The organism is Cupriavidus sp. Agwp_2, assembly GCF_040784895.1.
Classification (GTDB): domain Bacteria; phylum Pseudomonadota; class Gammaproteobacteria; order Burkholderiales; family Burkholderiaceae; genus Cupriavidus.
Genome location: NZ_CP088084.1, coordinates 386097 through 397992, shown reverse-complemented (window position 1 = coordinate 397992; position 11896 = coordinate 386097). Strand labels below are relative to the sequence as shown.

Annotated in this window: 7 protein-coding genes and 1 pseudogene; 5 read left to right on the top strand and 3 right to left on the bottom strand. The window is 69.0% G+C overall.

What is annotated here, in order from left to right; translation table 11 throughout:
• Position 1 precedes the first annotated feature (1 nt).
• Positions 2–4351 carry an AAA family ATPase gene (locus LPA45_RS19570; RefSeq protein WP_317924805.1) on the bottom strand — a complete coding sequence of 1450 codons (4350 nt, stop codon included), beginning with the start codon at positions 4349–4351 and terminating at the stop codon, positions 2–4.
• Positions 4348–5007, bottom strand: a complete 660-nt coding sequence (locus LPA45_RS19565) for a response regulator transcription factor (RefSeq protein ID WP_317924806.1) — start codon at positions 5005–5007, stop codon at positions 4348–4350. Before LPA45_RS19565 ends, LPA45_RS19570 begins: the two co-directional genes overlap by 4 nt.
• 411 nt (positions 5008–5418) lie before the next feature.
• On the opposite strand from LPA45_RS19565, the gene LPA45_RS19560 reads away from it, so the two are divergent.
• From LPA45_RS19560 to LPA45_RS19540, 5 genes are all read left to right on the top strand, one after another.
• On the top strand, positions 5419–6240 hold the full coding sequence (locus LPA45_RS19560; RefSeq protein WP_317924807.1) for an alpha/beta fold hydrolase: 822 nt from the start codon (positions 5419–5421) through the stop codon (positions 6238–6240).
• 90 nt (positions 6241–6330) lie between these two features.
• The gene (locus LPA45_RS19555) at positions 6331–8196 is read left to right on the top strand and encodes an amidohydrolase (RefSeq protein WP_367395089.1); all 1866 of its coding nucleotides are present in this window, start codon (positions 6331–6333) and stop codon (positions 8194–8196) included.
• A gap of 96 nt (positions 8197–8292) precedes the next feature.
• Entirely contained in the window at positions 8293–8706 is a 414-nt protein-coding gene (locus tag LPA45_RS19550; protein ID WP_376790687.1) for a DoxX family protein, read from the top strand.
• 5 nt (positions 8707–8711) lie between these two features.
• Complete coding sequence (locus LPA45_RS19545; RefSeq protein WP_317920623.1) at positions 8712–10343, top strand: MFS transporter; 1632 nt, start codon at positions 8712–8714, stop codon at positions 10341–10343.
• A gap of 43 nt (positions 10344–10386) precedes the next feature.
• Positions 10387–10800 (top strand): response regulator transcription factor, encoded by a 414-nt coding sequence (locus tag LPA45_RS19540; RefSeq protein ID WP_233528350.1) that lies wholly within the window; start codon positions 10387–10389, stop codon positions 10798–10800.
• Here the strand turns inward: LPA45_RS19540 and LPA45_RS19535 are convergent.
• Positions 10782–11890 (bottom strand): annotated as a pseudogene (locus tag LPA45_RS19535) (alkene reductase). The gene LPA45_RS19540 and the pseudogene LPA45_RS19535 sit on opposite strands and share 19 nt — an antisense overlap.
• Positions 11891–11896: the final 6 nt, after the last annotated feature.

The window sequence follows — 11896 nt, the reverse complement described above, 5'->3', positions numbered from 1 at the left end:
GTCAGGGCTCGTGCGTTGCTGCAGATCCTGCGCCTGCCGGGTGAAACACCGGCAGCCGGAACATGAATTCGCTGCCGCCACTGCGGCGGCGCCTGGCCACCAGCGTACCGCCGTGCGCCTCGACGATCGAGCGGCAGATCGCGAGCCCCATCCCCATGCCGTCGACCTTGGTGGTGAAAAAGGCGTCGAAGACCCGCGGCAGCACGTCTTCGCCAATGCCGGTCCCGTGATCCTGCACGCTGACCACCACGTCGTCCTGCTCGCGGCAGGAAGCCACCAGCAGCTCGCGCTGTTCGACCGGTGTGCCGGCCATGGCGTCGAGCGCGTTGGTGACCAGGTTGAGCACCACTTGCTGGAGCTGCACGCGGTCCGCTTCGACCTGCGCGGCGCCTGCCGCCAGCCGGGTCACCGCCCTGACGTTGTGCGCGTCCAGCTCGGGCCGCACCATGACCAGCACCTCGCGCAGTACCTCGTCCGGCGACAGCGCCGCGAGCACCGCGGGAGTCTGCCGCGCCAGTGCGCGCAGTGCGCGCACGATGTCGGCGGCGCGCAGCGCGTGCTGGCGGATAAAGGCAAAGCCCTCCAGCGCCTCGCCGAGTTCCGGCTGCGGCCGCTTCAGCCAGCGCACGCTGGCATCGACGGTCGCGACAATGGCCGTCAGCGGCTGGTTGACTTCATGGCCGATCGACGCTGCCAGCGTTCCCATCACGGTGAGGTGCGAGGTGCGGGCCAGTTCGGCGCGCGCATCGCGCAGGCTGATCTCGGCGGCCACGCGGCGGTTGTTCTCGCCGATCAGCTGCTCATACAGCCGCGCCGTTTCCAGCGAGAGCGCGACCTGCGGCGCCAGCATTTCCAGTTCGGCGACGTGGTTGGCGCCAAACACGCCGGGGGCGTTGTTGTTCTCCAGGTAGACCGCGCCGATCAGGCTGTCGCCGCGCACCAGCGGCAGGCACAGTACCGAGCGCACCCCGGTGGCAATGGCTGCCTTGGTGCGGATCGACGGGGCGTCGACCATGGCGTCGGCGAGCACCAGCGTCTGGCGCGTACGCAGCACGCTGTTGAGCACCCCCAGCGGCAGCGCATGCTCGGTGGGTGGCGCCGAACCAAGTGCCACCGTCACCTTGCCGTCGAGCACGCGGCCCGAGGCCTCGATCATCGGCTCGCCGTCCCGCATCAGCACCAGCAGGCCGTAGCGGGCACCCGCGTGCAGGATTACGGTGCTCAGCAGGCTTTCGACCAGGCGATCCATCACGATCTCGCTGGACAAGGCACGCGCCGCCTGCCTGCCAAGTTCCCAGCCGACGGCTGGCGGCGCGTACAGCGTGTCGCCGGCCCCTGTCGCGTCGAGCTGCGGATATTGCGCGGCCAGCAGCGTTGCCTTGTGATCGGCGCCCCAGCGCTGGTAGCACGCGCGCGCCAGCCGCAGGTGCTGCCGGGCCCCCGTATGCAGGCCGTGCCCTGCGCACAGCATGCCGGCCAGTTCGTGCGCCAGCGCCTGCTCATGCACGAAGCCCGCCGCGGCGGCCGCCTCCGCCGACTGCTCGTAGCAGGCCAGCGCGCGCAGCGGATCGCCATCCGCCTGTGCCAGCGCGGCATCGACCAGCAACAGCTTGCTGCGGAACGTCAGCGGATTGAGTGCGGCCCAGCGCGCGAAGCAGGCGCGGTGTGCCGCGATGCCGGCGGCGGCCTGCGGTGCCTGCGCGTGCGCCAGCGCAATGCTGAGGAACAGGCGGCAGTCGGCCACGTTGATATGCGCGGGCGCGGACCAGACCAGCGTCTCGGCGTGGCGCAGGCTGTGCACCGCCTGCGCCCACTGCCCCAGGAACGCCGCGGCCATGCCGTCGTACAGGTAGATCCAGAAGCGCGTCGGCAGCGAGTTGCTGCGTGCCAGCCGCTGCGCGGCGGTCCCGCAGTGCGCGACTTCCTCCTGCCACCCGCCCTCGCCGCCCGCCTTGCCGTCCCCGCTGCCGTCCCCGCTGCCGCCCCCCCTGCCGCTCTCCCCACGTTCATCGCCCACGCGCAGCCGCTGCACGAAATGCAGTTGCGAATGCAGGATCAGCTCGATGTCCCGGTACTGGACCTGGCGCGTCAGGGCCAGGCCGCGCGCGATTTCTTCCGCCACCAGGCACAACTGCTCGCCCATGACCAGCAGGTCGGAGGCGATATGGTTGCAGGCATAGCAGGCCATGCCGATATCGCCGGAAGCCCGGCCCAGCGTCACGGCTTGCTGCGCATGGCCAAGGGCATAGGACAGCGGACGCGTCCAGGCGCTGACCTGGTCCACCGCGACCAGCGTTGCGATGCGTCCCGCTTCATAGCCGTGGTGGTCGATCAGCGCCATCGCCGCCTGCCCGTAGGCGAGCCCGTCCTCATACGCCTCGTACAGGCTGGCGATAAACACGCCATACCATGACAGCCCGTACGGAGACTCCGGCGTGGCGCCGTGATTGAGCGTCAGCTCGACCATCTTTGCCACATGCAGGAAGCTGATGCCATCGCGCACGAACAGCGAAGAAATCAGCGTCGACAGCAGCCCCATCACGGCGTGGATGCGCGGGTCTTCGGTGGCGGGCAGCGCCGCCAGGCTGGCGATCGGGCGCGTGCCCAGCGCGGCGCGCACGGCGTCACAGGCGTCGCGCATGCGCTGCGCCGACGGCGCGCGCTCCAGGTGCACATCGAGCAGCGCCAGCCCGGACAAGGCGGCGTTGATCGCGCCTTCGTAGTCCGAGCGCACGGTCTGCAGGCTCGCCCGGAGACGGTACACAGCGGCCTGGTCCAGCGCGTTTTGCGCGCGCGCCAACAGCGCGTCGATCCCGTCCGAGGCCGCTTCCACCCGGGCCTGTGCCAGCAGGCATTCGCAACGCAGCAGGTTGACGGCATAAGCCAGCGCATAGTGCGTTTCCCACCAACCTGGCAGCATCAGCGCCTGAGCCGTGCCCGTGTAGTGCAGCGCCTGGCCGATGGCGCCCGAGCGCCAGGCGCGCCGCCCCGCCACCAGCAGCACCTCGACGAAGGCTTCGCGCTGCGGTACCGGCAACGCATGATTGGCGCGGACGGCCACGCGCTCGATCTGGTTGCAGATCTCGAACGCATGGTCCGCCAGATCGCCTCGCCAGTGTTCGATCATGATCTGCGCGATGCGCGCGTGCTCGGCCGGGCGCGCATGCGGCTCGATCATCGAGTACGCGGATTCCAGCACGCGGTCATGCTGGAACGCGTAGCCGCTCGGCACCTGCACCAGCAAGCCGGCCTCGACGAACGGCTGCAGCTGGCTGGCCAGCTGTGCGGCACTGATACTGGCCACGCGGGCCAACAGGCCGGCATCGCCGCGCAGCCCGACGCAGGCCAGCTGCTGCAGCAGTTCGGTGCCGGCGCGGGGCAGCCTGGCAAAGCGGCGGATCATCAGATCGACGACGTTGCCGGTGTAGTGCTGGTCGTCGACCTCGTCCGCGCGCCAGTCCCAGCCGGCGCCGCCGGCACGGCGGGTCAGCACGCCGTCGTCGACCAGTGTGCGCAACAACTGGTAGGAAAAGAACGGGTTGCCCGCGGTCCTGTCGTGCACGGCGTGCGCCAGCGCAGCGATGCGCGTAGGCGGCTCATCGAGCGCTGCACCGACCAGTTTGGCCAGGTCATCGGGTGCCAGCGGCCTGACGGCGATGCGCGTGACCGCCAGCGCGCCGCTGCGGTTGGCATGCAGCAGCCACGAGAAGCGCTGCTCGACGTCCTGGCCGTGGTCGCGGTACGCGGCGACCAGCAGGATGCCGCCGGGACGCTGCACGGTGAAGGCCTCCAGCAGCGCGATGGTAAAGGCATCGGCCCATTGCAGGTCATCGAGGAACAAGACCAGCGGCATGCCCGGTGCGGCAAAGGCGGCAAAGGTCGCCAGCAGCGCAGCCTGCGCGCGGGCCTGCGCCTGCTGCGCGGGCACGTTGGCCAGCGGCGTGGTGCGGCCCAGCACATGCTCGACCTCGGGCACGAGTTCTGCCACCGCCTTGCCCTGCCCCGCCAGCGCGCCGAGCCAGCGCTCGCGCATCGGCGCCAGCGTGGCCGGCGGCGCGTCCAGCAAGCCGAGCGTGAGCGCGTGGATAGCCTGCGCCACTGGCGCGTACGGAATATCGAGCTGGAGCTGGTCGCTCTTTCCGGCGGCAGTGCGGGCGCCGCTCTGCGCGGCGGCCTGGCGCGAGAATGCGCTGGCCAGCAAGGACTTGCCGGTGCCAGCGGCGCCGGCGATCAGCACCAGCTCGGATTTGCCGCCCTGGCACACGCGGCCCAGCGCGTCGGTCAGCAGCGCCATCTCGCGGGCGCGCCCGACCAGGTGCACAGGCGCTTGCAGCGCCGGCTTGTCCGTCACTGCCCGACCTGGCAGAGGCCGAGTTGCTGGGCCATCAGCACCAGTTCGGCAAAAGTGCGCGCCTTCATCTTGCGCATGGCGTGGCCACGATGGATCTTGACCGTCACCTCGCTGATGCCGATCTCCGCCGCGATCTGCTTGTTCAGCAGGCCCGACACCGCCAGGCCCATGACCTCGGCCTCACGCGGCGAAAGGGTCTCGTAGTTGATGCGCAAGGCGTCGGCCTTGCGCGCGCCTTCGCGGCGCAGGCGGTCCTTGGCGAGCGCGGCGCCCACGGCGTCGAGCAGGTCCTGGTCGCGGTACGGCTTGGGAATGAAGTCCACGGCGCCCGCCTTCATCGCGGCCACGCTCATGGCGATGTCGCCATAGCCCGTCATGAAGATGATGGGCAGCGGCACGCCCATTTGCGCCAGCCGGCCCTGCAGGTCCAGGCCGCTGGGGCCGCGCAGCCTGACATCGAGTAGCAGGCAGCATGGCGTATCCGGCAAGGGAAAGGCGAGCAGTTCGGCGGCGGACGCGAACAGCACCGCGTCCAGGCCGACCGAGCGGAACAGGTTGCCCAGCGCATGGCGCACGCCGGCATCGTCGTCGACGACCAGTACGGTCGCGTCATCGCAGGCACTGTCGTCGGCAGGCTCCAGGCTTTGGGATGTCACGGTCTGATCTCCAGTGCATGCGTGCGTGGCCGCACGAGCAGCGGATTATAACCAGCAGACCGCCATCGGCAACGACCGCCATTCCAGCATGGGGAGATGTACAGGTCACTCATACCATTGTGTTAGTCCGACGCGCGCCGGTGCCGAACCGTGCGCCCGATTCCGGTGCAATCCGGTGCAATCCGGTGCAATCGGCCGGTGCAATCGTGTCCGGGCCGACTAATACCATCATGCAATGGCGATCCCTGCGCTTGCCGTCTAGTCTTCTATCCGGGCTGCGCTGCCGTGCCGTCCGCCGGTCGAAGTCCTGACCCCGCAAAACAGCGGTCACCCCGGCGGCGCGCAAGCCGGCTCCCCCGGCACCCGCGAGGTGCCTTCATCCTGCTTCCCGATTCCAGGAGGGATTGATCGATGAAAACCATCACCACCCAAGACGGTACCCGCATCTTCTACAAGGACTGGGGCGCGGGCCAGCCGGTCGTGTTTTCGCATGGCTGGCCACTGAATGCCGATGCATGGGACGCGCAGATGCTGTTCTTCGAGCGCCAGGGCTTCCGCGTGATCGCCCATGACCGCCGCGGGCACGGCCGCTCGGACCAGCCCGCGCAGGGCAACGACATGGACACCTACGCGGACGACCTCGCCGCGCTGATCGAGGCGCTGGACCTGCGCGATGCGGTGCTGGTCGGCCACTCCACCGGTGGCGGCGAGGTGACGCACTACCTCGGCCGCCACGGCACCGGGCGCGTGGCGAAGGCAGTGCTGATCGGCGCGGTGCCGCCGCTGATGCTCAAGACCGACGCCAACCCGGGCGGCCTGCCGCTGGACGTGTTCGACGGCATCCGCAAAGGCGTGGCCGATAACCGCTCGCAGTTCTACCAGGACCTGGCGCTGCCGTTCTTCGGCTTCAACCGTCCGGGCGCCAAGGTCTCGCAGGGCACCATCGATGCCTTCTGGGCGCAGGGCGTGGCCGGCGGCATTGTCGGGCAGTACGCCTGCATCCGCGAATTCTCTGAAGTCGATTACACCGAAGACCTGAAGAAGATCGACGTGCCCACGCTGATCCTGCATGGCGACGACGACCAGATCGTGCCGATCGACGCCTCGGCCAGGCGCGCCGCCGAACTGGTCAAGGGTGCGACGCTCAAGGTCTACCCCGGCGCGTCGCACGGCATGTGCGTGGTCAATGCCGACCAGGTCAATGCCGACCTGCTCGCCTTCGTGAAGGGCTGAGCAACGATGTCGTTGAGAACGGTTACCCGCCGGCAATTCATTGGCACCGCGGCCGCGCTTGGCGCGGCCGCATCTCAGGATATCTTCGGCATGCAGCCCGGCACCGCACCCGACCTCATCCTCGTCAACGGCAAGTTCACCACGCTCGACAAGTCCAACCCGCAGGCAGACGCCGTGGCCGTCCGCGACGGGCGCTTCGTGGCCGTCGGCACGCGCCAGGACGTGATGAAGCTGGCCGGCGCGCAGACGCAGGTCGTGGACCTGAACGGCCGGCGGGCCATCCCCGGGCTGATCGACAGCCACATGCACATCATCCGCGGCGGCCTGAACTACAACATGGAGCTGCGCTGGGACGGCGTGCGCTCGCTGGCTGACGCCATGCGCATGCTGAAGGACCAGGTCGCGCGCACGCCGGCACCGCAGTGGGTGCGCGTGGTCGGCGGCTTTACCGAGCACCAGTTCGCCGAGAAGCGGCTGCCGACCATCGACGAACTGAACGCGGTGGCGCCCGATACCCCGGTGTTCATCCTGCACCTGTACGACCGCGCCATCCTGAACGGCGCAGCACTGCGCGCGGTCGGCTATACCAAAGACACGCCCAACCCGCCAGGCGGCGAAATCGTGCGCGATGCGCGCGGCAACCCGACCGGGCTGCTGCTGGCCAAGCCGAACGCCACCATCCTGTATGCGACGCTGGCCAAGGGCCCCAAGCTGCCGCCCGAGTACCAGAAGAACTCGACGCGCCATTTCATGCGCGAGGTCAACCGGCTGGGCGTGACCGGCGTGATCGATGCGGGCGGCGGATACCAGAACTATCCCGAGGACTACAGCATCATCGAGGAACTGCACAAGGACGGGCAGCTGACGGTGCGGCTGGCGTACAACCTGTTCACGCAGAAGCCCAGGGAAGAACTGAACGACTTCAAGACCTGGACCGCCAAGGTCAAGCCGGGCCAGGGCGACGACCTCTACCGCCACAACGGCGCGGGCGAGATGCTGGTCTACACCGCGGCCGACTTCGAGGACTTCCGCGTCGAGCGCCCCGACATGGCGCCGTCGATGGAAGCTGACCTGGAGCCCGTGATCCGCCTGCTGGCGGAGAAGCGCTGGCCGTGGCGGCTGCATGCCACCTATGACCAGACCATCTCCCGCGCGCTCGATGTCTATGAGAAGGTGGCCAAGGACATTCCCTTCGACGGCCTGAACTGGTTCTTCGACCACGCCGAGACCATCTCCGACCGCAATATCGACCGCATCGCCGCGCTCGGCGGCGGCATCGCCGTGCAGCACCGCATGGCCTACCAGGGCGAGTACTTTGTCGAGCGCTACGGCGCACGCGCCGCCGAGGCCACGCCGCCGGTGAAGAAGATGCTGGAAAAAGGCGTCAAGGTCGGCGCCGGCACCGATGCCACGCGCGTGGCCTCGTACAACCCGTGGGTTTCGCTGTACTGGCTCACCACCGGCAAGACCGTGGGCGGCATGGCGATGTACCCGCAGGCCAACCTGCTCGACCGCGAGACCGCGCTGCGGCTGTGGACCGAGGCGAACACGTGGTTCTCCTCGGAAGTCGGCAAGAAGGGCCAGATCAAGGCCGGCCAGCTCGCCGACCTGGCGGTGCTGTCCTCTGACTACTTCAGCGTGCCCGGCGACGAGATCCAGGACATCACCTCGGTGCTGACCATCCTCGGCGGCAAGGTGGTCTATGGCGATTCGGACTTCAGCAAGCTGTCGCCCGCGCTGCCTCCCGCCATGCCGGACTGGTCGCCGGTGCGGCACGTCGGCGGCTACCAGCCGCGGCCGGAAGCGCGCAAGCTGGCGCTGAACACGGCGTGCGGGTGCGCGAGTTCGTGCGGTGTCCACGGCCACGCGCATGCCAAAGCCTGGACCTCGGGCGTCCCGACCTCGGACGAGAGCACGTTCTGGGGTGCGCTGGGCTGTTCCTGCTGGGCGTTCTGACCTGCTGCCGACCGCAGCCAACCGAGACCGGCCATGCCTGAACCGATGACTTCCCTTCCCCTGGCGCCAGCCAGTGCCGCCGGATTGCCGCGCTGGATGCGCTGGATGCGCTGGATGCGCTGGCTGCGCTGGCTGCGCTGGGTAGGCCTGCTGCTGCTGTGCGCGGCCTACCTGCAGGGCGGCCTGTTCAAGCTGGCCGACTTTCCCGGCGCGGTGGCCGAGATGCGGCACTTCGGGCTGAACCCGCCGGTGCCGCTGGCAATCGCCACCATCGTGCTCGAGCTGGGCGCGTGCGCCATGATCCTGCTGGGCTGGCGGCGCTGGCTGGGCGCGCTGGCGCTGGCGGCGTTCACGGCCGGCGCGACCTTCATCGCCAACCGCTTCTGGGAAGCGCCGCCAGAAGCCCGCTTCATGATGACCAACGCGTTCTTCGAACACCTGGGCCTGGCCGGCGGCTTCCTGCTGGTCGCCTGGCACGACCTGCGCGAGCGCGCAACCCGGCACGGCTGACCAAGATGGCAGAGCAAGCAACGCACTCCCCTTCCCGCCCCGCCGACGGCGGCACCTTCGCGCCGCTGGCGCAGGCGACGTTTGCCGTGCTGTGGGCGGCGACCATCCTCGGCAACGTCGGCAGCTTCATGCGCGACGTGGCCAGCGCCTGGCTGGTCACCGACCTGTCGTCGTCGCCGGCCGCGGTCGCCACGATCCAGGCCGCGGCAACGCTGCCGGTGTTCCTGCTGGCGATCCCGGCCGGCGTGCTGTCCGACATCCTCGACCGGCGCCGCTTCCTGATCGCGATCCAGGTCGGGCTGGCGCTGGTCAGCGGCACGCTGATGATGCTGGCCTGGCGCAATGCGCTGACGATCGAGATCCTGATCGGCATGGCCTTCCTGGGTGGCATCGGGGCGGCGCTGATGGGGCCGACCTGGCAGTCGATCGTGCCTGAGTTGGTGCCGCAGCAGGAACTCAAGCGCGCGGTTGCACTCAACGCGCTGGGTGTCAACATCGCCCGCGCCATCGGCCCGGCCGCGGGCGGCCTGCTGCTGGCGGCGTTCGGCGCGGCCGTTACTTATGGCATGGACCTGCTCAGCTATGTCTTCGTGGTCGCCGCGCTGCTGTGGTGGAAACGCCCGGCACGCGCCGCCGACCCGCTGCGCGAGCATTTCCTCGGTGCGTTCCGCGCCGGGCTGCGCTTTACCCGCGCCCACAGCAAGCTGCATGTCGTGCTGGCGCGGGCCGCGGTGCACTTTGCCTTCGGCAGCAGCATCTGGGCGCTGTTGCCGCTGGTGGCCAGGCAACTGCTGAAAGGCGGCGCCAGCCTCTATGGCGTGCTGCTGGGCGCGGTCGGGCTGGGCGCGATCCTCGGTGCGCTGGTCATGCCGCGGCTACAGCGGCGCCTGGACGCGGACGGGCTGATGTTGCTCTCTGCCTGCACCACCGCGGTGGTGATGGCCGGGTTATGCGTGGCGCCGCCGGTCTGGATCGCGCTGTTGCTGCTGCTGTTCCTGGGTGCGGCATGGATCATCGCGCTGACGACTTTGGGCGGCGTGGCGCAGGCGATCCTGCCCAACTGGGTGCGCGGGCGCGCGCTGGCGGTCTACCAGATGGTGTTCAACGGCGCGATGGCGGCGGGCAGCCTGGTGTGGGGCTTTGTCGCGCAGGCACTGGGGACGCCCGGCGGGCTGCTGGTGGCCGCGGCCGGCATGCTGGTGGCAGCGCTGCTGCTGCACCGGCTGCGCCTGCCCCGCGGCGAAGAGGACCTGGGACCGGCGCGGCACTGGCCCGAACCCGAAGGCGCCGCGGATATCGCGCATGACCGCGGCCCGGTCATGATACTGATCGAATACTGCGTGCGTGCGCCCGACCGCGACGCCTTCCTGCGCGCGGTGCACCAGCTTTCCGAAGAACGGCTGCGCGACGGGGCCTTCAACTGGGGCGTGATGGAAGACCCGGCCGACCCGGAGTTGCTGACGGAGTGGTTCCTGGTCGAATCGTGGGCCGAGCATTTGCGCCAGCACGAGCGCGTGCCCCACGCCGATGCCGACCTGCAGCGCGAGGTGACGCGCTTCCATGTCGGCGACAAGCCGCCGCGCGTGCGGCACCTGCTGGGCGTCGGATTGCCGCCGGCTCCTGCGGCGCGCCACTGATTCCCATGCTCTTGTTGTCACGCGCCTGCCTCAGGGAATCCGTGTGAATGCCATCCCGGTCATTGCCATCGTCGACGACGACGCTGCCGTGCGGCATGCAATGGGCGGGCTGGTGCGCGCCTTCGACATGGCGGTGGAGTTGTACGCGGGTGGGCCGGCGCTGCTGCAGTCGTCATCGATCGACTGCATCGACTGCGTGATCACGGATGTGCAGATGCCCGGCATGAATGGCTTCGCACTGTGCGAAGCGCTGCGTGGGCGCGGGTTGCGCATGCCGGTCATCTTCATGACGGCGTACGACCTGCAGGACCTTGCGCGGCGCGCGCAGGCCGTGGGGGCGGCCTGCTTCCTCAGCAAGCCGTTTGACGATACCGAGGTACTCCGGTGCATCGAGCGTGCGCTGGCGATGCACCGGGGATCATTACGCCCCGGGCCGGATCAGGCCAGCGCCGGATAGTCGACGTAGCCATGCGGGCCGCTTCCGCCATAGAGCGAAGCGTCCTCGAACGGCTTGTTCAGCGGCTGGTTCTCGCGGAAGCGGCGCGGCAGGTCGGGGTTGGTGATCATCTTGCGGCCGAACGACACCATGTCGGCGCGGCCGCTGCGGATGGCTTCCTCGGCCATCTCCTTCGAATAGCCGTTGTTGACCATCCACACGCCGCTGTACAGGCGGTGCAGCGCTTCGTAGTCGAACGGCACGTTGTCGCGCGGGCCGCCGGTGTGGCCTTCCACGACGTGGATATACACCGGGTGCAGCTTTTCCAGCTCGCGCACGACATGCTCGAACAGCGGCTGCGGGTTGCTTTCCAGCGCGTCGTTGACCGGCGACACCGGCGCCAGGCGCACGCCGACGCGTTCGGCACCGATCTCCGCGATCACCGCGGCCATGACTTCGAGCAGGAAGCGCGCGCGGTTTTCGATGCTGCCGCCATAGGCGTCGGTGCGCTTGTTGGTGCCGTCGCGCAGGAAGGCGTCGAGCAGGTAGCCGTGGGCGCCATGGACTTCCACGCCGTCGAAGCCGGCACGGACGGCGTTGGCCGCGGCGGTGCGGAAGTCATCGACGATGCCGGCGATCTCGCTCGCCTCCAGCGCGCGGGGCAACGAGCATTCGACGTAGCCCTGGCCATTGATAAAGGTCTTGGCATTGGCCGCGATGGCCGACGGTGCACCGGCGCCTGGTTGTCCGGCTGGAAATGCGTGTGCGACATGCGTCCGGTGTGCCAGATCTGCAGGAAGATCCTGCCGCCCTTCGCGTGCACCGCGTCGGTCACCTGCTTCCACGCTGCAATCTGCTCGGGCGTGTAGACGCCCGGCGTATTGGTGTAGCCCTGGGCCGTGGTCGAGACCTGCGTGGCCTCGGCGATGATCAGGCCCACGCTGGCGCGCTGGCTGTAGTACTCGACCACCATGTCGGTCGGCACCAGGTCGTCGTCGGCGCGGCTGCGCGTGAGCGGTGCCATGGCCATGCGGTTGGCGAGTTCGAGCTTGCCCAGCCTGGCCGGCTGGAACAGCGCATCTGCGAGAAAGGCTTCGTTCTGTGCACCCATGAATCG